At 42.0% G+C, this 22,131-nt stretch carries 22 protein-coding genes and 3 tRNA genes; 14 read left to right on the top strand and 11 right to left on the bottom strand.

Going from position 1 to position 22,131, the window contains the following annotated elements; genetic code table 11:
- Positions 1–25: 25 nt before the first annotated feature.
- The 4 genes from CP948_RS00125 to hemL are packed head-to-tail and all read left to right on the top strand — an operon-like array spanning position 26 to position 2,299.
- Positions 26–331: a DUF190 domain-containing protein gene (locus CP948_RS00125; RefSeq protein WP_096599852.1), complete on the top strand. Its 306-nt coding sequence runs from the start codon at positions 26–28 to the stop codon at positions 329–331.
- On the top strand, positions 322–696 hold the full coding sequence (gene crcB / locus CP948_RS00120; RefSeq protein ID WP_096599850.1) for a fluoride efflux transporter CrcB: 375 nt from the start codon (positions 322–324) through the stop codon (positions 694–696). The genes CP948_RS00125 and crcB overlap by 10 nt, the downstream gene beginning before the upstream one ends.
- Entirely contained in the window at positions 693–1,016 is a 324-nt protein-coding gene (locus CP948_RS00115; protein WP_096599848.1) for a DUF190 domain-containing protein, read from the top strand. Before crcB ends, CP948_RS00115 begins: the two co-directional genes overlap by 4 nt.
- Before the next feature lie 5 nt (positions 1,017–1,021).
- Positions 1,022–2,299: a glutamate-1-semialdehyde 2,1-aminomutase gene (hemL, locus tag CP948_RS00110; RefSeq protein ID WP_096599846.1), complete on the top strand. Its 1,278-nt coding sequence runs from the start codon at positions 1,022–1,024 to the stop codon at positions 2,297–2,299.
- Here the strand turns inward: hemL and CP948_RS00105 are convergent.
- From CP948_RS00105 to CP948_RS00085, 5 genes are read right to left on the bottom strand one after another with little or no spacing between them, the layout of a single operon-like run.
- Complete coding sequence (locus CP948_RS00105) at positions 2,291–3,958, bottom strand: lytic transglycosylase domain-containing protein (protein ID WP_096599844.1); 1,668 nt, start codon at positions 3,956–3,958, stop codon at positions 2,291–2,293. The two genes, hemL and CP948_RS00105, sit on opposite strands and share 9 nt — an antisense overlap.
- A complete protein-coding gene (rpoZ, locus tag CP948_RS00100; protein ID WP_096599842.1) occupies positions 3,955–4,164 on the bottom strand; it encodes a DNA-directed RNA polymerase subunit omega in 210 nt (69 codons plus the stop codon). Before rpoZ ends, CP948_RS00105 begins: the two co-directional genes overlap by 4 nt.
- Positions 4,161–4,664 (bottom strand): DsrE family protein, encoded by a 504-nt coding sequence (locus CP948_RS00095; protein ID WP_180764073.1) that lies wholly within the window; start codon positions 4,662–4,664, stop codon positions 4,161–4,163. Before CP948_RS00095 ends, rpoZ begins: the two co-directional genes overlap by 4 nt.
- Positions 4,665–4,672: 8 nt before the next feature.
- Positions 4,673–5,809 (bottom strand): methionine adenosyltransferase, encoded by a 1,137-nt coding sequence (gene metK, locus CP948_RS00090; protein WP_096599838.1) that lies wholly within the window; start codon positions 5,807–5,809, stop codon positions 4,673–4,675.
- 39 nt (positions 5,810–5,848) lie between these two features.
- Entirely contained in the window at positions 5,849–6,097 is a 249-nt protein-coding gene (locus CP948_RS00085) for a hypothetical protein (RefSeq protein WP_096599836.1), read from the bottom strand.
- A gap of 81 nt (positions 6,098–6,178) precedes the next feature.
- On the opposite strand from CP948_RS00085, the gene trmFO reads away from it, so the two are divergent.
- Positions 6,179–7,507, top strand: coding sequence for an FADH(2)-oxidizing methylenetetrahydrofolate--tRNA-(uracil(54)-C(5))-methyltransferase TrmFO (gene trmFO / locus CP948_RS00080; RefSeq protein ID WP_180764072.1), 1,329 nt, complete (start codon positions 6,179–6,181; stop codon positions 7,505–7,507).
- Here the strand turns inward: trmFO and CP948_RS00075 are convergent.
- Together CP948_RS00075 and CP948_RS00070 are read right to left on the bottom strand one after the other, a co-directional pair.
- Positions 7,478–7,696 carry a DUF2905 domain-containing protein gene (locus tag CP948_RS00075; protein WP_096600789.1) on the bottom strand — a complete coding sequence of 73 codons (219 nt, stop codon included), beginning with the start codon at positions 7,694–7,696 and terminating at the stop codon, positions 7,478–7,480. The two genes, trmFO and CP948_RS00075, sit on opposite strands and share 30 nt — an antisense overlap.
- Positions 7,696–8,826, bottom strand: a complete 1,131-nt coding sequence (locus tag CP948_RS00070) for an NAD(P)H-dependent flavin oxidoreductase (protein ID WP_096599830.1) — start codon at positions 8,824–8,826, stop codon at positions 7,696–7,698. The genes CP948_RS00075 and CP948_RS00070 overlap by 1 nt, the downstream gene beginning before the upstream one ends.
- A 65-nt stretch (positions 8,827–8,891) precedes the next feature.
- Here CP948_RS00070 and bioA point away from each other — a divergent pair, with 65 nt between their 5' ends.
- Together bioA and CP948_RS00060 are read left to right on the top strand one after the other, a co-directional pair.
- Positions 8,892–10,238: an adenosylmethionine--8-amino-7-oxononanoate transaminase gene (gene bioA / locus CP948_RS00065; RefSeq protein WP_096599827.1), complete on the top strand. Its 1,347-nt coding sequence runs from the start codon at positions 8,892–8,894 to the stop codon at positions 10,236–10,238.
- The gene (locus CP948_RS00060; RefSeq protein ID WP_096599824.1) at positions 10,235–10,933 is read left to right on the top strand and encodes a biotin--[acetyl-CoA-carboxylase] ligase; all 699 of its coding nucleotides are present in this window, start codon (positions 10,235–10,237) and stop codon (positions 10,931–10,933) included. Before bioA ends, CP948_RS00060 begins: the two co-directional genes overlap by 4 nt.
- On the opposite strand, the gene fmt is transcribed toward CP948_RS00060, so the two are convergent.
- The 4 genes from fmt to eno are packed head-to-tail and all read right to left on the bottom strand — an operon-like array spanning position 10,930 to position 14,461.
- Entirely contained in the window at positions 10,930–11,826 is an 897-nt protein-coding gene (fmt, locus tag CP948_RS00055) for a methionyl-tRNA formyltransferase (RefSeq protein WP_096599821.1), read from the bottom strand. The genes CP948_RS00060 and fmt overlap by 4 nt on opposite strands.
- A complete protein-coding gene (ribD, locus tag CP948_RS00050) occupies positions 11,823–12,911 on the bottom strand; it encodes a bifunctional diaminohydroxyphosphoribosylaminopyrimidine deaminase/5-amino-6-(5-phosphoribosylamino)uracil reductase RibD (protein WP_096599818.1) in 1,089 nt (362 codons plus the stop codon). Before ribD ends, fmt begins: the two co-directional genes overlap by 4 nt.
- Positions 12,898–13,227: an FtsB family cell division protein gene (locus tag CP948_RS00045; RefSeq protein WP_096599815.1), complete on the bottom strand. Its 330-nt coding sequence runs from the start codon at positions 13,225–13,227 to the stop codon at positions 12,898–12,900. Before CP948_RS00045 ends, ribD begins: the two co-directional genes overlap by 14 nt.
- Complete coding sequence (eno, locus tag CP948_RS00040; protein ID WP_096599812.1) at positions 13,178–14,461, bottom strand: phosphopyruvate hydratase; 1,284 nt, start codon at positions 14,459–14,461, stop codon at positions 13,178–13,180. The genes CP948_RS00045 and eno overlap by 50 nt, the downstream gene beginning before the upstream one ends.
- Before the next feature lie 45 nt (positions 14,462–14,506).
- Between eno and dnaX the strand changes: the two genes are divergently transcribed.
- From dnaX to CP948_RS00005, 7 genes are all read left to right on the top strand, one after another.
- A complete protein-coding gene (gene dnaX, locus CP948_RS00035) occupies positions 14,507–15,952 on the top strand; it encodes a DNA polymerase III subunit gamma/tau (protein ID WP_096599809.1) in 1,446 nt (481 codons plus the stop codon).
- Positions 15,903–16,163 (top strand): hypothetical protein, encoded by a 261-nt coding sequence (locus CP948_RS00030; RefSeq protein WP_096599807.1) that lies wholly within the window; start codon positions 15,903–15,905, stop codon positions 16,161–16,163. Before dnaX ends, CP948_RS00030 begins: the two co-directional genes overlap by 50 nt.
- A gap of 69 nt (positions 16,164–16,232) precedes the next feature.
- Positions 16,233–16,305 (top strand) — tRNA-Thr (locus CP948_RS00025).
- Positions 16,306–16,320: 15 nt separating this feature from the next.
- A tRNA-Tyr gene (locus CP948_RS00020) sits at positions 16,321–16,404 on the top strand.
- A 2-nt stretch (positions 16,405–16,406) separates the two neighbouring features.
- Positions 16,407–16,481 (top strand) — tRNA-Gly (locus CP948_RS00015).
- An 18-nt stretch (positions 16,482–16,499) separates the two neighbouring features.
- On the top strand, positions 16,500–19,733 hold the full coding sequence (locus tag CP948_RS00010) for a helicase-related protein (protein WP_245810023.1): 3,234 nt from the start codon (positions 16,500–16,502) through the stop codon (positions 19,731–19,733).
- Entirely contained in the window at positions 19,723–22,083 is a 2,361-nt protein-coding gene (locus tag CP948_RS00005; protein ID WP_096599802.1) for an Eco57I restriction-modification methylase domain-containing protein, read from the top strand. The genes CP948_RS00010 and CP948_RS00005 overlap by 11 nt, the downstream gene beginning before the upstream one ends.
- Positions 22,084–22,131 lie beyond the last annotated feature (48 nt).

Below are 22,131 nucleotides of genomic sequence, written 5' to 3'. Positions count from 1 at the left end.
ATAAATTCTAACATATAATATTCATGTGGCTGTCCTTGTCCGTATATTCCTACGAGAAGGAGATAAACTAAGTGGAGAGCCTCTTTATTCCACAATATTGAGTATGCTCAAAAGTAAGGGTATAAGGGGTGCCACAGTTCTAAAAGCCATACTTGGATACGGTACTACAGGCCAGTACCATTATGAGGGAATAGAGGTACTCTCTTACGACCTTCCCGTTGTTGTGGAGTTTGTAGATGAGGAAGAGAAAGTTCAAAGTGTGATAGAAGAGATAAGCAAGTATCTAAAAAGTGGACTCATAACCATGGAGAAGGCTGAGATATGGGACTAATGTTTGTTATCGCCATAGGTGGAGCCCTGGGATCTGTTTTGAGGTATGAGCTTTCTAAAATAATACAGAAAAAAGCTGGTTTGGATTTTCCTCTTGGGACCTTTGTAGTTAACTTGCTGGCTTGTTTTTTAGTGGGATTTTTCTTCTCGTACTTGGTTGAGAAAATAAATGTTTCCTCCAGTATGAGGGCTTTTCTAATAACAGGCTTTTTGGGTGGCTTTTCTACCTTTTCTACCTTCTCTTACGAAAGCTATTACTTACTTGTGAACGGTGAACTGCTAAAGTTTCTGCTTTACATATTGGGAAGTGTTGGCGGAGGTATATCTATGACCTTTTTGGGCTACAATTTAGGAAGGGTGCTATGAAGTGCGAGCATGCTCTTTTAGTCCGTATATTCTTTGGAGAGGATGATAAGTACGAAGGTAAACCTCTCTACAAATACATAGTGGAACTCTGCAGGAGTAAAAAAATTGCTGGTGCTACTGTGTTCAGAGGCATATTAGGTTATGGAAAGTCTTCCGTTATACACAAAGCGAGCCCCTTAAAGCTATCTTCGGACCTACCCATAGTGGTTGAGATTATAGACTGTGAAGAAAACCTTAAAGATGTTCTTCCTGAGATAGCCAAGTTGGTGAGCAACGGACTTATAACTCTGGAAAAAGTGAAGATTTTGAGGTATCCTTAATACAGATGAGTAAGAATGCTGAGCTCTTTAGTATAGCAAAAAGGTATATGCCGGGAGGTGTTAGCTCTCCAGTAAGGGCTTTCAAGTCTGTTGGTGGAGATCCCATCATAGTAGAAAGAGCACAAGGTTGCAAAATATGGGATGTAGAAGGTAAAGAGTACATAGACTTTTTGTGCTCTTGGGGTCCCATCATACTAGGACACGCTCATCCGGAGGTAGTTCAGGCGGTATGCGAGCAGGCACACAAAGGCCTATCTTACGGGCTTACTAACCCTCACGAAATAACTTTAGCCACTATGGTTGCTAATTTAGTACAGTCTATAGATAAGGTGAGGTTTGTCTCGTCTGGTACAGAAGCGGTTATGTCCGCCATACGACTTGCAAGAGGTTATACGGGTAGAAATTATGTGGTGAAGTTTGAAGGATGCTATCATGGGCATTACGATAGTCTTCTGGTAAGTGGTGGTTCAGGAGTTGCCACTTTTGGTATCCCAGGTACCGCTGGTGTGCCTGAAGAGATGGCTAAACTCACCCTTGTACTTCCTTATAACGACTCCCATGCACTTATAGAGACCTTTGAAAAGTATGGAGAAGATATAGCCTGTGTTATTTTAGAACCTGTAGCTGGGAATATGGGAGTAGTGCTTCCTGAAGAAGATTTTCTAAAAGTCATAGCAGAGCAGACCAAAAAATACGCTTCTTTACTTATTTTTGACGAAGTTATAACAGGCTTTAGGTTATCTCTCGGAGGTGCTCAGGAGCTTTTGGGTATAAAACCCGACATGACCTGTCTGGGTAAGGTGTTAGGCGGAGGTATGCCTTTGGGTGCTTACGGTGGTAAAGAAGACATAATGAATAAAGTGTCTCCAGAGGGTCCTGTCTATCAAGCTGGTACGCTGTCAGGAAACCCCCTTTCTATGGTGGCAGGCATAAAGACCCTTGAGGTGCTTATCAGAGAAAAACCTTACGCGTATCTTGAAGAACTCACCCAAAGGCTTTCTGACGGTATTTCTGATCTTTTGAGGGAAAAGGGTATACCCCACAGAATAAACCGCATTGGTTCTATGTTTACCGTATTCTTTACAGACCAAGAGGTAAAAGACTTTCAAAGCGCCAAAAGTTCAGACACCCAGATGTTTGCAAGATTTTTCCGAGCTTTACTGTCTGAGGGAGTTCTTATTCCACCCTCCCAGTTTGAAGCTTGGTTTTTAAGCATGGCTCACACCCAAGAAGACATAGACAATGCGCTGGAGAGGATAAAAAAAGCCCTTAGCTCACTTTAAAAGCTCTGCATAAACATAGTAGTTGTAAAGAACCTTCATCACATAATCCCTTGTCTCTTTGAAGGGTATGCTTTCTATAAAAAGGTAAGGATCTGAATAATCTGTCCAAGATTTTACCCTGTTTGGTCCCGCATTGTAGCTGGCAAGGACTTTAACAAGGTTGCCATCCCACATATCGTAAAGATGTCTCAGGTAAGCACTGCCAAGCAGTATGTTTGTTTCTGGATCAAAAATGTTTTTGGGTTCAATACCTACCTGTTTATAAAGCCATCTGGCTGTAGAGTCTATAATCTGCATAAGCCCCTTTGCTCCAGAAACAGATACTGCTGAAGGATCAAAAAGGCTCTCCTGCCTCATCACAGCCCATATGAGCTCAGGTGCCATCCCGTATCTTTCTGACGCTCTGTAAACATACTGCTTGTAAGGCAGTGGAAAGGCTACATATTTATAGACATCTGAAGTGCTCCCGTACTTCCTTATTGCCAATCTTATGCTGAGGAAAGGGTCAAACTGTGATATGGCTATTATGTCTGTTGGAGAAAGCTCCCCAAGTCTTTTGAAAGCTTCAAGCCGGGAGTAGTAATAAAATCCTGCTGATCTTATTGCTTTTATGATTTCAGCTTGCACAGGAGTATCTCCTTCTGAAAAGACACGCCTGACACTTTTACTTATTAATGGTTCTCCAGACATGATCTTAGCTACAGCAGAATAAAATCCTTCACCCTTACTTGCCATAACTAAATACTTAAGCCCTAAGTCTTCTTTTCCTTGTATTGCGTATGATCTATAAGCCCAAAAACAGGCTTTAGATGATTCTGCTTCATTTCTTGCAAAATAGTACGCTCTGATAAAGTAAGAAAGAGCATCTTGATAGTCCTTTTGCACAAAGCTAAGGAGCCCCAAGTTAAAAAACTTGTCATGATCATCTACCATCAGAGAGAAAAACTCCTTAGCTCTTTGGTAATCTCCACGTTGAAAGTAGTGTCTACCAACCATCAGAAGTATGTTGTCCCTAATCTGGGTTTCCCTTATCTTCAAAAGCGTATCTCTTAAACTATCTTCCTCGTCTCTTTTTAGGTATATAAGCGCAAGGTACTTGTAGCCTCTCTCATCTTTACAAGAGCTGAGAATTTCCTCTGCCCTACTTTCATCACCTATGCGAAAATAGGACACACCCAAGTAATAACACACTCTTTCGTCCTTTAAATCAGATAGAACTTTTATAACATCTCTGTAGTGCCTGCTTTTCAGGAGTTTATCGGCTACCTGCAGAGCTTGGTTATCGGTGAGCTTTACACTGCCTATAAAATCTCTGAAAAGGACAGGATAAGAAAGTAGGGCACTTTTTTTATCAAGGCTGAGATCCTTCCAAAGCTGAGCGTACTTATCAAGAAGATCAGGCTTTAACTTGTTTGCGTTTATGCTTTTAAGATAGTTTCTTGCAGTCTCAAGGTCTCCCCTTTGGTAAGCGTTTTCGGAAAGCATCAGCTTTAAGTCTTCTGAAAAGACCGCATCTGGATATTTCTCCAAAAGATACTTACCTATGTTTTCATCTTTGGTTTTCATGTATTCAGAAAGAAGTCTGTACTCCTCTGGTAGGATGGTCTGAGAAAAGGAAAGAGCGGAGAAAAAATAGAAAAGTAAGATAAGGAAGGTCATTCCTTTATCACTTTAACCTTACCGTTTGCTATGTCTTCTATAGCCTGAAAGGTCTTTTTTACGAGTTCTCCCTTAGTTTTGTCTCTGATGAATATGTCTTCCCCTTCCTGCATGAGCTGTTCCACCCTTTTTGCCACTGCATGCACCAGCTCGTATCTGGAAGACACAAGCTTTAAAGCCTTTTCTATGTTAGGTCTTCTACTCATGGTACACCTCCTTGCTTAATTTCTATAATCTGCGGTATTAAAAGTCCATAACCCATGTGTTGCCAGTGAACTATTTCTGTAAGGGCAGAAGGCACTAAACTAACAAAAGGGTAAAAGTCCTTTTCCGAGTATCCATAAAACTGCTTGGCTGCCATAGAACAAACCATAAACCTTACTCCATACATACTGAGGCTCTCTATCCTTTCAACTATGCTTTCGTATTTCTTTCTGTTTTCTTTGGCAAATACAGGCAGTTCTCTACCGTGAGATATAACCACAATGTCTATGTCCTCCTGAGAGTAATCGTAAGGTGGATTGGTAAGCACATACACGAGGTTAGAAACCCAACCTAAAGCTGGTCCTATCTTCTCTGGGTGATCAAAGTAAAACTCCACAACCGCTTTAAAAGGCTTTGAGTATGGAGTTTGTATTAACTTGGCTCCTTCAGTGGCAAAAGACCACCCTACCATAAGTAGAAAAATCAGAAAGTGCCACATCATCATTACTATTATAAAGATAACCTTGATTTAAGGTCCTCTACCTTTGTGAGCTTTTCCCAAGATAGGTCTTCCTTACCAAAGTGCCCATAGCAAGCGGTCTTTTTATATATGGGTTTTCGTAGATCAAGGAAGTCAATGATCTTCTTAGGTCCTGTTGGGAACACATCAAGTAGGGCAGACTTGATCCTCTCTTTGTCTATAACCTCCGTGCCGTATGTCTCCACATCAAAGGCTAAGACTTCACTCACTCCAAAAGCGTAAGCCATCTGAACCATACATCTTTTTGCAAAACCACAAGCGACTACATGCTTTGCCATCATCCTTGCAAGGTAGGATGCAGACCTGTCCGTTTTTGTAGGGTCTTTTCCTGAAAAGGCACTTCCTCCCGAATAGGCCACATCTCCGTAAGCGTCAGATACTATTTTCCTACCAGTTTGTCCTGCATCAGCAGCAGGTCCACCCAGCACGAACCTTCCTGAGGGATTTATCATGATCCTTGTGTCCTTCTGTAGCAAATCCTGTGGTACCACCCTCTTGATAACCTCTTCATGTACAAACTCCCTGAGGTTATCTAAGGATACATCTGGGTCATGTTGGACAAACACTACGAGGTCTTTTAAAAACAAAGGCTTATCGTCTTCATACACGACAGTGAGCAAAACTTTACCGTCTGGTCTGAGAAAAGGTGCTTTTCCTGCCTTTCTCATATCAGATACCTTCTTAGAAATGGCATGAGCCAAGCTTATAGGGAGAGGCATGTAATTGGGTGTTTCGGTGCAAGCGTATCCTACAACCGTAGCGGTATCTCCTGCTCCTTCTGAGGATATACCGAGCACTATCTCAGGGCTTTGCTCTTCTATAGAAGTTATCACTGCGGATGTATCTGCGTCAAAACCATACTCGGGCTTGTTGTACCCAACTTCTTTTATGGTGCTCCTTACAACACCAGGAATGTCCACATAACTTTCTGTGGATACATGCCCCGATACAAAAGTCATACCGGAGATAAGAAGAATTTCTAAGGACACTCTGCTGTATGGGTCTTTTTTGAGAAATTCGTCAAGAAGAGCATCAGCAATAAGGTCCGCAAGCTTGTCTGGGTGTCCTTCCGTTGGTGATTCAGCCATCTTTATGTATCTTCCCATGAGAATATTATAAACAGCAAAGGAAAGCTTGTAATCAATTCAATCCCAAGAGGAGAAATCCGTGTGGTTAAAAATCCAGTACATGGGACAAGAAGGGTCGTACATGGACCTTGATATGTCGCAATCATCCACCCACGGATTGTTTTCGTGGTAAAAATGATGATCCAAAGGACAAGAAGAGTCATACATAAAACTGTCTATATTGCAATCATCTTGCTGTGTATGTTTTCTGTGGCGATAAGGGGTTAAGAACAGTCCTATGACACCTATTATCAATAACCATATCATGGTTTACCTCCTTACAATAACTTATAACCCTTTAGCACTTCCTTTTCTGACACTACGACCATAGAATTAAAATAAAAATTGATGGAAAGAGTTATTGTAATAGGTGCAGGTCTTGCGGGTTCGGAAGCGGCATACAGGTTAGCTGAGGAAGGCTTCCCAGTAGTTCTTTATGAAATGAGACCAAAAAGACAGACACCTGCACACAAAACGGATAAGTTTGCCGAGCTTGTGTGTAGCAACACACTTGGCAGTATGGAGATAACTTCAGGAAGTGGTCTTTTAAAAGCTGAGATGGAACTTTTGGGATCGCTTACTTTGTCTGCAGGAAGGCACGCTTATGTACCTGCAGGGAGCGCCCTTGGTGTTGACAGGAATATTTTCTCTGAATACATCACCCAGAAGCTCTTGAGCCATCCCAACATACAGGTTATAAGAGAGGAAGTCAAGAAGATACCCAGAGATGAAGTAGTCATAGTAGCAACGGGACCTCTTACCTCCGAGGAGCTCTCAGAAGACATAAAAGAGCTAATAGGACAAGACTATCTATTCTTTTACGATGCCATATCTCCCATAGTGGAAGCAGAAAGTGTGGATTTTACAAAAGGCTTTTGGGGCTCGCGCTACGGCAAAGGTGGAGAGGAGGATTACTTTAACTGCACGCTTACAGAGGAGGAATATAAAGTTTTTTACGAAGAGCTTCTTAAAGCTCAAAAGGTAGTGCCAAAAGATTTTGAAAAGGCTGTGTATTTTGAAGGATGTATGCCTATAGAGGAACTCGCAAGAAGGGGTTTCAAGACTTTGCTTTTTGGTCCCATGAAGCCGGTGGGTTTGAAAGCTCCTGATGGCAAAACTCCTTTTGCGGTGGTGCAACTCAGAAAAGAAAACAAAGAAGGCACTCTCCTGTCTTTGGTAGGCTTTCAAACCCAGATGACTTATTCGGAGCAGAAGAGAGTATTGAGGCTAATACCGTGTCTTAGAAATGCTGTTTTTGTAAGGCTTGGCTCTATGCACAGAAACACATTCATACAGTCCAACAAGGTTTTAACACCTTTTTTAGATATGAGGAAAATGGAGAACATATTCTTTGCGGGTCAGATAACAGGCGTTGAAGGTTATGTTGCTTCTGCAGCGACGGGTATAGTTGCAGGTATAAACGCAGGAAGGCTCTTAAGAGGAGAAAGGCTTTTGCGTTTTCCTGAGGAGACTATGATAGGTGCTCTCATAAACTATATAACGACCAAGGAAGGACAGCTTGAGCCCATGTCTCCGGTTATGGGACTTTTGCCACCTCTTGAGGAAAAGGTGAAGGATAAAGCTCTTAGAAAAAAGCTTTTAGCAGAACGCTCCTTGAGGGTTTTGAAGAACTTTTTGGAAGAGTTTTCACTTTCTGAAAAGGAGGTTAAGTATTAAAGTGAGGATAAGACTCAAAAGCAGAGAAGTTGCCAGAGGAAAGTAGAAAGTAAAGTTATCTCTCTTTATGACTATGTCGCCGGGAAGTTTGCCAAGTCCCAAAGGTAGTTTTTCAAAGAGCATCATGATAATACCCATCAGAAGAAGCACCGCACCAATGAGCGCTAAGAATTTACCCATGCTCTCCATCATGCACTAACTGTTAGACTCTCCACTGTAGGATCAGGCCTTTTCCCTGTGAGCATTTCCAAAAGCTCCTTTACTGAGATAATGCCCTGCTTTTTGAGAAGGTGACCGTTTGCACCACTTATGAATATACCTTCTTCGTAATTTCCAAGCCATGCAGCGCCCAGTCTGTCCGCTATGCAAAAGCCCACTTTTTTGGCTTCCTCACCTTTGTTGCAAGGGGTTATGCAGTGAGAAACGCATCCGTTCCACCCGTTGTATCCTGCCATCAGCCTTTCTACAAAAGGAGTTCTTATAACCCTTAGAGGATAGCCCACCGGAGACTTAAGGAGTATTATGTCTTCTTCTTCTGCATTCAGTACAACTTCTTTGTATATAAGCGGTGCATCGCATTCGTGCGTTGCTATAAATCTCGTTGCCATCTGAACACCAGCTGCGCCTTGCTTTATGTAAAAGAGTATGTCTTTGTAGCTCCATACACCACCAGCCACTATAACAGGAATACCACCCCACCTTTTAGCTTCTTCCAGTACCGAAGGAAATAGGTTTTCAAGCTGGTATTCTTCCATAAAACACTCTTCGTACTTAAAACCCTGGTGTCCCCCAGATTTTGGACCTTCTAACACTACCGCATCAGGCAGTCTTTTGTACCTCTTTTCCCAAGTTCTGCATATTAGGTTCATGGCTCTTGCGGAAGAAACTATGGGTATGAGCGCCACATCTGCGCCTTCCACATACTCAGGAAGCCTCATGGGAAGACCTGCCCCAGATATGATGAGGTCTGTGCCAGCCTCTACAGCATCACGTGCTACCCTACCATAATCCGTTATAGCACAGAGTATGTTTACTCCTATGAGACCTCTACCTTGAGATATCCTTTTGGCATCCTGTATTATTTTCGTTAGGGCTTCCTTACTGTGTGTATAAACAGAACCTATAGGTCTTCCAAACTTGTCCCTTTTTACCAAGTTGGGATGCCTATAACCTGTACCTACCGCAGATACTACGCCTACAGCGCCTTCTTTGGCAACTGCACCTGCAAGCTTCTCCCAAGATATACCCACTCCCATACCACCTTGTATAATGGGTATCTCTGCAGTTTTCTTTCCCAGCTTAAGCGGTGGTAAATTCATGATAAGCTCCTCTTTTGTCTTGCTTATATTATAATTCCTTAGATAGTTTAGTCAAGGAGAAACAAATGCTTGACCCTAAAGTTCTTGAAAGTTGGGACAAGGAGTACTTTTGGCATCCCTTTACCCAAATGAAAGTATACAGAGAGGAAGAAAACCTCATCTTTGAAAGAGCAGAAGGTGTTTATCTTTACGACATTTACGGGAGGAAGTTTATAGATGCCATATCTTCTCTTTGGTGCAATGTTCACGGACACAACCACCCAAAGCTTAATCAAGCCATTACTGATCAGCTTAAAAAAGTAGCGCACACCACCACCTTAGGCTCTTCCAACATACCTGCCATACTTCTTGCCAAAAGACTTGTAGAAATAGCCCCTAAAGGTCTTACGAAAGTTTTCTACTCGGAGGACGGTGCGGAAGCTGTTGAGATAGCCATAAAGCTTGCCTACCAGTATTGGATAAACAAAGGAAAAAGGAAAAAGATCTTCATTACTTTATCGGAAGCCTATCACGGAGACACCATAGGTGCGGTAAGCTTAGGAGGGATTGAGCTCTTCCACGGCGCCTACAGAGATCTACTTTTCAACACCATAAGACTCCCTTCGCCTTACCTTTACTGTAAACAAAATTACCAAAAACTTTGCGATGAGTGTAAAAATGACTTGCTTCAGATGCTTGAAGAAATCCTAAAGGACAAGGCTCAAGATGTGGTAGCCATAAGCTTAGAGGCGGGTATTCAAGCAGCAGCTGGTATGCTACCCTTTCCCAAAGGTTTTTTAAAGGGCGTAAGGGAACTTACTAAAAGGTATGAGGTTTTGATGATAGTGGATGAGGTAGCAACGGGCTTTGGAAGAACAGGAAGCATGTTTTACTGTGAGCAGGAGGGGATAACACCTGACTTTATGTGTTTGGGCAAGGGTATAACAGGCGGATACCTTCCTTTGGCTGCTACGCTGACTACTGATGAAGTTTTTGATGCTTTTTTGGGAGAGTTCGGAGAGATGAAACATTTCTATCACGGACACACATACACAGGAAACAATCTGGCATGTGCGGTAGCTCTTGCAAACCTTGAAGTGTTTGAAGAAGAAAAAACCTTAGAAAATCTCAAGCCTAAAATAAATTACCTGTCAGAAAGGTTGCAGGAGTTTTGGGAACTAAAGCACGTGGGAGACATAAGACAGCTGGGATTTATGGCAGGTATTGAGCTTGTAAAAGACAGAGACAGAGGTGAGCCCTTTCCTTACGGAGATCGCACTGGCTTTAAGGTGGCATACAAATGCAGAGAAAGGGGAGTTTTTATGAGGCCCTTGGGTGATGTGATGGTACTTATGATGCCTCTTGTCATATCCTTTGAAGATATGGATAAAGTCTTAGAAGCTCTTTTTGATACCATAAAGTCATTGGAATGAGTAGGTTTTCCTGCCTTGTTTGGCTTGAGGAGGTGAGCTCAACACAGGACTTTTTAAAAGAAAGGGAAGATTTAAACTGTGTAGTTTGTGCAAAAAGGCAAACATTGGGTAGGGGAAGGTACGGAAGGAGCTGGCACTCAGACGAAGGTGGTCTGTACCTAAGCTTTCCTCTGCAGGAGGAACTAAAAGATGAACAAACTTTGCCCCTTGTGGTGGCACTTTCTGTTTGCCAAATGCTTGAAGATTACGGTTTTTTAACAAGCATAAAATGGGTAAACGATGTGTATGTAATGGGTAAAAAGATATGCGGTGTCCTTGTAGAAAAGCTCAAAAACAGAAGTATAGTGGGTATAGGTATTAACGTAAATCAAAGGAACTTTCCCCAAGACCTTCCTGCTACATCTATGTTCTTAGTTTCTGGGAAGGAGTACAGTGTGGCTTGCGTGCTTTTTTTCCTTTTGGACAAAATAGAGGTGAATCTTGACCTTTTGAAAGAAGAGGGCTTTAGAGCCTTCAGAGAGGACATAAAGAAAAGGCTTCTCTTTTTGGATCAGGAGGTTATCCTTCACACAGAGCCTCCTGTTGTGGGAATACTCAAGGATATATCAGAAGAAGGATACCTCATGCTTCTTACTGCTCAAGGTGAAAAGAAAGTAGTCAGTGGAGACATTACTTTGAGGGGAAGCATACCTTAAAGCAACTTTTTTGGTCTGTAACCTCTCATGAAGTCCTCACCACTGACTTTTTTACCCTTTGGGTTTATAAGCTCAAGGATTTCAACAGAACCTTCACCGCAGGCAACCTGAAGTTTTTTTTCGTGTATAACCTCACCGGGTTCTCCCCCTTCCTCACACACCTTTACCTTCAGGATCTTTATCCTTTCCCCTCCTTCTAAAAAGGTATAGCAGTCAGGGTAAAGTCCCCTTATTCTGTCTTTTACGCTAGTTGCGGGTGCTTTCCAACATATGCGGTATTCCTCTTTTAGAATGGGAGGCGCATAAGTTGCCTCTTGGTGAGCTTGTGGTATGGGTTTTATCTCACCTGCAAACCATCTTTTTAGAGTATCAACAAGCAGTTTTGCCCCTCTTGTGGAAAGCTTTTCGCTTAGGCTCACAAAGTTATCATCCTCTTCTACTGGTAAGCCTTCTGCACTCAGTATGTCTCCAGTATCCATACCTTCGTCCATAAGTATAACTGTATTGCCTGTTAGCTTTTCACCTGCCATAAGACATCTCTGTATGGGTGATGCACCTCTGTACTTAGGAAGTAAGGAAGCGTGAAGGTTTATACACCCATAAGGTGGAATCTGGAGAATTTCTTTTGTTAGAATCTTTCCGTAAGCAACCACAACGACACAGTCAGGTTTGAGTTCCAAAAGTATATCACGAACTTGGCTTTTAGTAGCTGGCTGATGTACTTTAAGGTTTAACTCCAAAGCGCTTACTTTTACTGGTGGTGGTGTAAGTCTAAGCCCCCTTTTTGCAGGTTTGTCTGGTTGCGTGATCACTCCAACTACTTGAAAGTGTTCATGTAGAGCTTTAAGACTCGGCAGTGCAAAGGAAGATGTACCCATAAAGATTAGCCTCATAGTTTTCTGTACTCCAGAGCTATATCATCCCCAAACCTGTAGAGATTTACCAGCTTATGTCTCTTTGCTTGCGATAGGTCCTCAACACCTATATGTCCAATGCCGAGCCCCTCACCTATCAAAATGGGTGCTACAAAGACAAAGAGCCTATCATACAGTTCTTCCTTTATAAAGTTCGTGATGGTTATGCTACCGCCTTCCACCAAAAGGTGCATGATCTCTTTAAAATAGAGCTGTCTGAGTACTTCTTTTAAACTTAGTTTTCCATCAATAGCCTCTGCAAGTATTACTTCCACGCCCTCTTTTTGGAGGTTTTCTATCTTCTCTTTATCCTCCAGCGCAGTTATTACTATGGTGCTTGCGGACTTGTCCTTGACCAGTTTAGAGTCCAAGGGTATTCTCAAGCGTGGATCAAGCACTATCCTGATGGGTTGCCTTTCCCAAGGAAAGGCTCTCACAGTGAGTTGAGGATCATCTCTTAGCAGGGTGTTAATACCTATGAGTACCGCTGTAGCCTCTGACCTTAGCTTGTGAGCAAAGTCTCTACTCTCTTGGTTTGTTATCCACTTACTCTGACCACTTTTTAGTGCCATGCGCCCGTCTATGCTCTGAGCCATCTTAAGAGTTATGTAAGGTCTCTTCTGAGTTATGTAAGTAAAAAAGTCTTCGTTTAACTCTTTTGCTTCTTCTTCCAAAACTCCCACAGACACCTCTATACCTGCCTGTTTTAGCCTTTCTGCTCCCTTCCCCGACACTAAGGGGTTGGGATCAAGCACCGCTATTACTACTCTTTTGACCTTTGCCCTTATGAGAGCATCCGCACAAGGTGGAGTTCTTCCGTAATGACTGCAAGGTTCTAAGGTAACATAAACGGTGGAGTTTTCCGCTTGTTTTCCAGCCTTTTCAAGAGCTACTACTTCTGCATGCGGCATACCAGCTCGCTCGTGGTAGCCTTCTGCGATGATCTTTCCGTCTTTTACTATGACACAGCCCACGGTAGGGTTGGGATGGGTGAGTCCCTTCCTGCTTTTTGCAAGCTCCAAAGCCTTTTTCATAAAGTATATGTCTTTTTCAGTTGGCGTCATCACTAAAAAGTATTATCTTCTCGTCCTTTTTCTGAAGTTGCATGTATCTTCTTATGAATCTCTCTTTGTATGTGTCTGGGTACTTATTTACAAGATCAAGCATGTTCTCAAGCTTTGCGTTTTTGTTTTTAACTTCTTCTAACTTCTTGTCTATGCTGTGCAAAGACTTTTGCATCTTTAATATGTTAAAGATATTAAAGGTGCTGAAAAAGAGGTTATACACCGTTAAGATAACCACTACGAGCATAAAAACAAGAGGTAAAGACTCAGGAGATAAACCTCCAAAATTCCTCTTTCCCTCCGAACTTTGACGCATTACCAAGTTCCTCCTCTATTCTCAAAAGCTCGTTGTACTTGGCTATCCTATCCGTTCTGGAAGCAGAGCCCGTTTTTATCTGACCGCTACCTACACCTACTGCAAGGTGAGATATAAAAGTGTCTTCTGTTTCTCCAGAGCGATGGGATACTATGGTAGAATAGCCTCTTTCTTTGGCTAAGCTTATGGTTTTGAGGGTTTCTGAAACAGTACCTACCTGATTGAGCTTTATGAGAATTGCATTAGCTATACCCTCCTCTATGCCTTTTTTGAGAAGCTCTGCGTTAGTGACAAAAAGGTCATCTCCTACTAACTGTACCTTCTTCCCAAGAGCTTGGGTTATTAACTTCCAACCCTCCCAGTCATCTTCAGCCATAGGATCCTCTATGGAGATGATGGGATACTTCTCTATCAAGCGTGAGTAAAAATTACAAAGGTCCTCTCTGCTAAACCTTTTTCCCTCAAGGTGATAAAGCTCATCCTCGTAATAAAACTCAGAAGAGGCACAATCAAGAGCTATAAATATGTCTTGACCAGGAGTGTAACCAGCATTTTCTATGGCAAGCATGAGCATATCAAGAGCCTTTTCTGTATTTTCAAGCTGGGGTGCAAAACCCCCTTCATCTCCCACATTTGTAGAGTAGCCCCTTTCTTTCAGAAGATTCTTTAGGGTGTGAAAAGTCTCTACTCCCATGCGTAGAGCTTCTGAAAAGCTACCTCCACCCACAGGCACTATCATGAACTCCTGCAGATCAAGAGGATTATCCGCGTGAACACCGCCGTTTATCACATTCATAAGAGGTACGGGGAGTTTGTTGGCACTTATACCACCCAAGTATCTATAAAGGCTAACACCCAATTCCTGCGCACTTGCTTTTGCCACTGCCATGCTCACTCCCAGTATAGCGTTAGCGCCTAACTTACTTTTGTTATGAGTACCGTCCAAAGATATGAGTATGCTGTCTATGTCTTGCTGGCATGTGGATTCCAAGCCTTCTATCTCTTTTGCTATTATACTGTTCACATTATCCACAGCCTTTAAAACACCTTTTCCCATATACCTATTCGGGTCATGATCTCTAAGTTCCAAAGCTTCCTTTTCTCCCGTGGATGCCCCACTTGGTACTATAGCTCTGCCTACCGCTCCGGATTCTAAAAATACTTCCACCTCTACAGTGGGATTCCCTCTTGAATCTAAAACTTCCCTTGCTCTGACTTTCTTTATAGCAGACATGATTTAGATTATATCACCGAACCTCTTGAGTTAAAATTTTAAGTCATGTATATACCCTTTGCGAGGAAATACAGACCAAAGTTTTTCAGAGATTTGGTGGGTCAGGAGCCAGTAAAAAAAGTGCTTTTAAACGCTATAAAATTAAACAAAGTTTCTTCCGCATACATTTTTGCTGGTTCAAGGGGTACAGGTAAAACTACGGTGGCTAGATTGCTCACTAAGTCCCTCAACTGCCTTAACTTGCAGAAGGATGGTGAGCCGTGTGGAGAGTGTGAAAACTGTGTTTCTATAGATAAAGGAAACTTCCCTGACCTTATAGAAATAGATGCAGCATCAAGCAGAGGAATAGATGACATAAGAGCTATAAGAGATGCAGTCTCTTACACTCCCATAAAAGGCAAGTATAAGGTGTACATTCTTGACGAAGCTCACATGCTAACCAAAGAGGCTTTTAACGCTCTACTTAAAACCTTGGAAGAGCCGCCACCTAGGACTATTTTCATACTGTGCACTACTGAGTATGAGAAGATCATACCCACCATACTTTCAAGATGTCAAAGGCTAATTTTTACAAAACTAAGTGAGGATCAAATTGTACAAAGGTTAAAAGATGTGTGTCTAAAAGAGGGTATAGCTTATGAAGAAAGGAGTTTGTATAGTATAGCCAAGCTCAGTGATGGAGGTATGAGGGACGCACTTTCCTTGTTAGACCAAATAAGCACTTATGGAGAAGGTAAAGTTGATGAAAAGAGTATAGAGGGGTTTTTAGGTATAGTATCCCAAGAGAAGGTAAGAGAGTTTCTAAATATGCTGTTAGACTCCAAGGTGGACGAAGCCATTAGGGTTCTTAGAGATATGAGTATGGGAGGGTTTAATCTTACAAGGTTCTGGGATACTTTAGAAGAAGAGATAAGAACTCTTTTGCTTTTCAGGAGCTTGAAAGAACCAGAAAGAGTTATCAGAGTAGAAGACTTTCACAAAAAAATGGCAGATGTCCCTCTTAACGCACTCCTTTATCTTGAGAAAGTAATAAACACAGCCAGAGCAGATGCAAAAACCAGAGACTTTTTGAGAGCTTGTGAACTCGCCATAATCAAAACTTTGATAGTCAAAGACATTCTTCCTATAAAGGAACTGCTCAAAAAAAGTGATAACACACTTAAGGAAAATCAAAACCTAAAAGAAAATATCCTAAAAGAAGTAGAAAAAGCTTTTGGTGTGCTTGAAGCTGAAAAACTCAAAAAACTCAGTGCTAAAGAAGAAGGAGGAAAGTTGGTGTTTCTTGTCCCAGAAGAAGATGCCAAAACCATAGAGATGAATAAGATAAAAGCAAGGTTTCCCGAAGTAAGTTTTGAGATAATACCTTCTGAAAAGAAAAGTGAAGAATTGCCAGAGTTTTCTCAGAAGGTAAAGGACTTATTTTCCGCAAAGGTAATAAAACATGGGAAAAGCGATAAGAGCGAAGGTTCTTCTGGTAAGAATACCACCTGAGTTTATAGGTCTACTTACTTCTTTGATAGACGGCTCTGGTAGAAAGGCTATAGTGAGAACAAAAGAAAGCAAAAAGGACGAAGTTTATCTGATAGCCACTCCAGATACGTACCAAGATATCCTTTCCACAGTATCTTACATAAAAAGGCACATACCCCAACTTGAGATCATAGAAACCCTAAACGATGGATCGGAAACCCTTGATTTTTAATGTTTTAATATCAAGGTTCAGCCATGTGCTTAAATTCTCATTCGGTGTATAATATATTATAGTGTTTTAGCTGGCGTAGCTCAGTCGGCAGAGCGCGGGATTTGTAATCCCGCGGTCGTGGGTTCAAGTCCCACCGCCAGCTTGTAAGCTACCCTCAGGAGGGGTGGCCGAGCGGTCAAAGGCAGGGGACTGTAAATCCCCCGGGCTCCGCCCTACGCAGGTTCGAATCCTGCCCCCTCCACAGCGGGCGTAGCTCAGTGGTAGAGCAGCTGCCTTCCAAGCAGCAGGCCGCGGGTTCGAGTCCCGTCGCCCGCTCCAAAATAAAAGAGACTGATCATGGGTTTTATAACCAACTCAGGGAGTCAAGGCCTATCAGAGCGCCTAAAGGAGCTCATAAGCGTCTCCAACGAGATAAAGATTTTGGTAGGCTACTTTTACTTCTCCGCCCTGCCAGTGATATACGAAGAGTTGAAAAAGCTATACGATGAGAAAAAGCTAAACCAAGAACACCTCAAGGTCTTGGTAGGTCTAAAGGTGGATAGGGGTCTTTATGGGCTTTATGAGGTGTCAACCTCCGAAAACTCAGGGGAGCAGAGAATAAGAGAGTTCAAAAAATCCTTAGAAACCGCACTTACCTCTGAGGAGTTAGACAGCAAAGAGCTATACCAACAGGCAGAGTTTTTCCTGAGGCTTTTGGAAGAAGGATACATGGTGCTTAGAAAAACTAAAAAACCTAACCACGCAAAGCTCTACCTTTTTAAGCTAAACGAGAAAGGTGCAAAGCACTCCATCATCACAGGGAGCAGTAATCTAACTAAGTATGGACTTAGGGAACAAGAGGAGTTCAATGTAGAAATAAGGGATTACGGATTTGAGGAGGCAGAAAGGTACTTTGACAAACTTTGGCGGGAGGCTCAGGAGATAAACCCAAAGGATGTGGTGGAGACCATCAGGCAAAAGACCATGTTAAGGTGGGTAGAGCCCTACACAGCCTACGCATACCTTGTAAAAACCTACCTGGACCTTCACACACTCAAGGAGTTTTCAGAAGAGGCAGTAAAATCCATCTTGGAGGAAGCGGGTTTTAAGCCTTACTCTTACCAAGTGCATGCGGTAATGGAAGCTCTTTCCATACTAAAAGACCACGGAGGAGTGATCCTCGCAGATGTGGTGGGTTTGGGAAAGACGGTGATTGCCTGTGCCATAGCCAAGCTTTTGGATCTGAAAGGCATAGTGATAGCTCCACCGCACCTTGTGGGAGAAGAGGAGGACAGAGGTTGGAAAGATTACCTGAGCAGGTTTGGACTTTATGATTGGCGCGTCTTTTCAGTAGGAAAACTGGAGAACGTTCTTGAGTTCGTGAGCAAAAACCCCCACTATCAAGTGGTCATAGTAGATGAAGCCCATCGCTTTAGAAACGAAGAGACCCAATCCTACGAACTTCTAAAGGCTATAACCACTCACAGGAAAGTTTTACTCCTTACTGCCACACCCTTTAACAACAGACCCGAGGACATATTTGCCATGCTAAAGCTTTTCACTCTGCCCAAAAAGTCCACCATAGTGTTGGATGGAGACCTTCAAGAAAAGTTCAAAAAGTTCCAAGATGTTTTTGAGGAGCTCAGCTACATAAAAAAGTACTATCTTTCCAAAGACAAGGAGAAGAGAAAAAGAGCCCTTCAGAAGTACGAAAAGCTCTTTGGATCAACAGATGTAGAAGTGAATGAGGTAGACCTATCCCTAAAAAGTATAGCTCAGAAGATAAAAGGGATGATATCCCCAGTGGTTATACGCAGAAACAGGCTTGATTTAAGGTGGTACAAAGAAGAGATACCCCTATCCCAAGTGAAAGACCCAGTAGTGAAGTTCTACAAGTTATCCAAAGACCAGAGCGAGTTTTACGATGAGGTCATACAGACCTTTAGCTCACCAGAAGAAGGAGGGAGCTTTGTGGGAGCTCTTTACATGCCAGAGAGATACCTAAAGGGAGACCAAAAGGACGATTTTAGGGAGCTAAGCCAGAGAAACCTCTATGACTTTATGCGCAGACTGTTGGTAAAAAGGTTTGAAAGCAGTTTTTACGCCTTTAATCAGAGCATAAAAAACTTCATACAGCTTCACGAAACCGCTATAGAGTTTGTGCAAAAGAGTAGGAAGTATGTTCTTAACAGAGACCTGATAGAAGACCTATACACCGCAGAAGAAGAAACCATACTTAAGGAGTTAAAGGAATTTGAGGAGAGTCTAAAAGCAAGCAGTTCTCCAAAAGGTAGATACGAGTACATCTACGACGAGACCAATGCGGACATAGATAAGCTCTTAGAGGACCTAAAGAGGGACAAAAAACTCTTTGAGAACATACAGAAAAAGCTTGAGGATTCTGGGCTTTTGGAACAGGACCCTAAACTTGAGGAGCTATCAAACACCCTAAGGGAGTTTATAGAGCAAAACAGAAAAGTGGTCATCTTCAGCGAGTATGTGGATACCGCAGAATATCTGGCAGAGAAGCTCCAAGAGATGGGCTTTAGAGTTCTAAAGGCGGTAGGCAGTCTCTCAAAGGGCAGACTTGAGGAGATAAGACAGAACTTTGATGCACAGCACGAAGATAAGAGAGATGATTACGATGTGCTTGTAAGCACGGACAAGCTCTCCGAAGGCATAAACCTAAACAGGGCGGGTGTTGTGATAAACTACGACATACCTTGGAATCCTGTGAGAGTAATCCAGAGGGTGGGAAGGATAAACCGCATAGGACAAAAGGTATATGAGGAGCTTTACATAGTCAATTTCTTCCCCACAGAAAAGGGAGCGGACCAGACTCGCATAGTGGAGATAGCCAAGAACAAGATGTTTATGATACACAAAGTGTTGGGAGAGGATGCTAAGATATTCACCCCCGACGAAGAGCCAACCCCCTCTGAGCTATACACAAGACTAAGCACATACAGAGAAGATCAAGAGAAGAGCTTTTACACCATCATGTTAGAAGAGTGGGAGAGGATAAAAAAAGAGACCCCAGATATAGAAGAAAAGATAAAGGACATGCCCAACCGAGTAAAGTGCGCAAAGCCCTCAGATAAAAGTGAGCTTTTTGTGTTTGTAAAAAAGTACGGCGAGCTATTCTGCATACACTGTGATTACCAAAAGGACCAAACCCAAGAAGTGCCCCTTGAGGAAGCCTTCTCAAGAATAAAGGCAGACCCACAAACCAAATCCTTGAGCCTTAGCGAGCACTTCTGGGAGTTTTACAAAAAAGTAGAAGATTACACGAAAGAAAGAAGAAAAGATTATCAAGATGTGGAAAAATCAGCCATAAGAAACTTAAAATACTTCAGAGACCACATAAAAGACGAGTTTATAGATGTGTTAATATCTGCCATACAGGATTATGGAGTGCTTCCAATAAAAACTCTGCGGGACATATCCAACATAAAAGACAAAGAGGAAATGGAAAAATACCTTGAAGGGATCAAAAGGCGATTTGGGACCGCACTCCAAAAGCTTGAACAGGACCAACAGAGTCAAAAGGGAGAAGTTATAATATCCATAGAGAATAAAGATGTCCAGTGAAGAGCTGTTAGAAGAGTTAATACAGGATTTCTCTTGGGAAAAGCTCATACACTTTTTGAGCAAAAAGAACAAAAAGCTTGAGGAGAAAGAAGAAAAGCTATCAGATAATGTCCTGCTTATCGGTGAGCTTGAACTGGAGGACAAAAACCATCTTGGAATTTTTGCGGTAAAGTGGGAAGAGGAGCTTTCTGAGAGAACCAGCAAAAAAGAACAGTTTGAGATAGCAAAGAAGGTTTTAGACACACCTGAGTTTGATGCGGGCATATTTGTCTTTTACAGGAATGGAAACTTTAGGTTATCTTTTGTAGAAAAAACCTACAAACCCGGCGGAAAGGTTCAGCTTAGCAGTTATAAGCGCTACACCTACTTTGTGCAAAGGGGAAAACCCTACAGAACCTTCCTGAAGAGGATGATGGATCTTGAGTTAAAAGACCTAAACTCCATAAGGTCTGCCTTTTCCCTAATGCCACTCACAGAAGAGTTTTACAAAGAGATAGAGTTTTGGTTTGCGTGGGCACTAAAAAGACCAGATGTGCAGTTTCCCGGTGGCAAAAAAGAAGAAAACCTAATAAGACTCATCACAAGGCTCATATTTGTGTGGTTTTTGAAAGAAAAGAGCTTAGTGCCAGAGAAACTTTTTGATAAGGAATCTTTAAAAGGTGTGGTAAAGAACTTTCCACACGGAAATTATTACTACAATGTAGTTTTGCAAAACCTCTTTTTTGCTACCCTAAACAGACCACAAGGTGAGAGAGGCTGGGCTTACAAGAAGGACTTTTTACAAAACAGAAACCACTTTGGAGTAAAAACCCTTTTTAGGAACGAGGACTTTCTTTTGATAGACCCACAGGAGTTTTTGGAACTTTTTAGGGAAGTGCCTTTTGTAAATGGTGGTCTCTTTGAGTGCTTAGATGAGGACAAACAATACATAGATGGCTTTTCAAGGGAAGAGAAAAAAAGAGCCAAAGTGCCCGATGAACTTTTCTTCTCCCAAGAGATAGAGGAAGACCTAAGCGAGTTTTACGGACAGAAGAAGAAAGTGAAAGTCAGAGGCATCATAAACATACTAAAAGACTACAACTGGACCGCAGACGAAAGCAGTCCCATAGACATAGAAGTTTCTTTGGACCCAGAGCTTTTGGGACACATCTTTGAAAACCTACTGGCATCTTATAACCAAGAGACCCAAAGCACCGCCAGAAAATCCACAGGCTCTTATTACACACCCAAGGAGATCGTAGATTTTATGGTTGAAGAGGCTCTCACAGAATACTTCAAAGAAAAGACAAAGCTACCAGAAGAGAAGATAAGAAGCGTCTTGTCTTACTCAGAAGACCAGCAAGACCTAACAGAAGAAGAAAAGGAGAAAATACTAAGAGCTATAGACGAGGTAAAGATCATAGACCCAGCGGTAGGCTCAGGTGCTTTTCCCATGGGAGCGCTTCACAAGTTGGTGCATGCCCTTTCTAAAATAGACCCAGACAACCAAATTTGGAAAGACCTACAGCGCCAAAGAATAGAACAGGAAGCAAAAAAGATATTCCAAAAAGAGGATAAACAGGAAAGGGAAGAGCTATTTAGGGAGCTCAACGAAAACTTTGATGAGAGCATGAACTACCCCGATTATGCCAGAAAGCTCTACCTTATACAGAACTGCATATACGGAGTGGATATCCAACCCATAGCCATACAGATATGCAAGCTAAGGTTTTTCTTATCCCTTCTGATAGACCAAAAGGTGGATAAAACAAAAGATAACCAAGGCATAAGACCACTTCCACACTTGGAGACCAAGTTTGTGTGTGCCAACACACTAATAGGTTTAGAAGGCAAAAACCAAAGAACCCTTGCCCACAGCAAACTAAAAGACCTAAAGGAAGAGCTAAAAACCCTTTACAAGAAACACTTTAGCATAAGGACAAGAACAGAAAAGGAACGCATAAAAGAAAAAGCCAAAAAGCTAAAGGAAGAACTAAGGCAGGAACTCCAAAAATTACGCTTTCCTGCAGATGATATACAAAAAATAGTGGAGTTTGACATCTTTGATCAAACCGCAAAAGCAGACTGGTTTGACCCCGTTTGGATGTTTGGAGTGGAAGATGGTTTTGATATAGTGATAGGAAATCCGCCACATGGTGCAAAAATAGATAGCTTTAAAGACTATATAGTGAAGCATTATAGCTATTACGAACAAAAGAAAAATTCAGCAAGTTTATTTTTGGAAAAAGGTTTTGAATTACTAAAACCAAGCGGAATACTTGCATATATTGTTCCAAAATCTATAACATTTGTCAAAAGCTGGGGAGGCTGTTTGAAAAATCCCAGAGCATTGACAAAACTTGATTTCTAAAAACAGCCCTCAAAAGCTCAAAAAATAAGTAAATCCCCCAAAGCACCA

Origin of the sequence: Hydrogenobacter hydrogenophilus (genome assembly GCF_900215655.1) — a bacterium.
GTDB classification, from domain to species: domain Bacteria; phylum Aquificota; class Aquificia; order Aquificales; family Aquificaceae; genus Hydrogenobacter; species Hydrogenobacter hydrogenophilus.
This window is presented reverse-complemented; position numbering and strand designations above follow the sequence as displayed.

What these genes read in the sequence shown, in the direction of transcription:
- crcB (WP_096599850.1), top strand. Translation starts at nt 322, where the DNA reads ATGGGACTAATGTTTGTTATCGCCATAGGTGGAGCCCTGGGATCTGTT.
- CP948_RS00115 (WP_096599848.1), top strand. Translation starts at nt 693, where the DNA reads ATGAAGTGCGAGCATGCTCTTTTAGTCCGTATATTCTTTGGAGAGGAT.
- hemL (WP_096599846.1), top strand. Translation starts at nt 1,022, where the DNA reads ATGAGTAAGAATGCTGAGCTCTTTAGTATAGCAAAAAGGTATATGCCG.
- CP948_RS00105 (WP_096599844.1), bottom strand. Translation starts at nt 3,958, where the DNA reads ATGACCTTCCTTATCTTACTTTTCTATTTTTTCTCCGCTCTTTCCTTT.
- rpoZ (WP_096599842.1), bottom strand. Translation starts at nt 4,164, where the DNA reads ATGAGTAGAAGACCTAACATAGAAAAGGCTTTAAAGCTTGTGTCTTCC.
- CP948_RS00095 (WP_180764073.1), bottom strand. Translation starts at nt 4,664, where the DNA reads ATGATGTGGCACTTTCTGATTTTTCTACTTATGGTAGGGTGGTCTTTT.
- metK (WP_096599838.1), bottom strand. Translation starts at nt 5,809, where the DNA reads ATGGGAAGATACATAAAGATGGCTGAATCACCAACGGAAGGACACCCA.
- CP948_RS00085 (WP_096599836.1), bottom strand. Translation starts at nt 6,097, where the DNA reads ATGATATGGTTATTGATAATAGGTGTCATAGGACTGTTCTTAACCCCT.
- trmFO (WP_180764072.1), top strand. Translation starts at nt 6,179, where the DNA reads ATGGAAAGAGTTATTGTAATAGGTGCAGGTCTTGCGGGTTCGGAAGCG.
- CP948_RS00075 (WP_096600789.1), bottom strand. Translation starts at nt 7,696, where the DNA reads ATGGAGAGCATGGGTAAATTCTTAGCGCTCATTGGTGCGGTGCTTCTT.
- CP948_RS00070 (WP_096599830.1), bottom strand. Translation starts at nt 8,826, where the DNA reads ATGAATTTACCACCGCTTAAGCTGGGAAAGAAAACTGCAGAGATACCC.
- bioA (WP_096599827.1), top strand. Translation starts at nt 8,892, where the DNA reads ATGCTTGACCCTAAAGTTCTTGAAAGTTGGGACAAGGAGTACTTTTGG.
- CP948_RS00060 (WP_096599824.1), top strand. Translation starts at nt 10,235, where the DNA reads ATGAGTAGGTTTTCCTGCCTTGTTTGGCTTGAGGAGGTGAGCTCAACA.
- fmt (WP_096599821.1), bottom strand. Translation starts at nt 11,826, where the DNA reads ATGAGGCTAATCTTTATGGGTACATCTTCCTTTGCACTGCCGAGTCTT.
- ribD (WP_096599818.1), bottom strand. Translation starts at nt 12,911, where the DNA reads ATGACGCCAACTGAAAAAGACATATACTTTATGAAAAAGGCTTTGGAG.
- CP948_RS00045 (WP_096599815.1), bottom strand. Translation starts at nt 13,227, where the DNA reads ATGCGTCAAAGTTCGGAGGGAAAGAGGAATTTTGGAGGTTTATCTCCT.
- eno (WP_096599812.1), bottom strand. Translation starts at nt 14,461, where the DNA reads ATGTCTGCTATAAAGAAAGTCAGAGCAAGGGAAGTTTTAGATTCAAGA.
- dnaX (WP_096599809.1), top strand. Translation starts at nt 14,507, where the DNA reads ATGTATATACCCTTTGCGAGGAAATACAGACCAAAGTTTTTCAGAGAT.
- CP948_RS00030 (WP_096599807.1), top strand. Translation starts at nt 15,903, where the DNA reads ATGGGAAAAGCGATAAGAGCGAAGGTTCTTCTGGTAAGAATACCACCT.
- CP948_RS00010 (WP_245810023.1), top strand. Translation starts at nt 16,500, where the DNA reads ATGGGTTTTATAACCAACTCAGGGAGTCAAGGCCTATCAGAGCGCCTA.
- CP948_RS00005 (WP_096599802.1), top strand. Translation starts at nt 19,723, where the DNA reads ATGTCCAGTGAAGAGCTGTTAGAAGAGTTAATACAGGATTTCTCTTGG.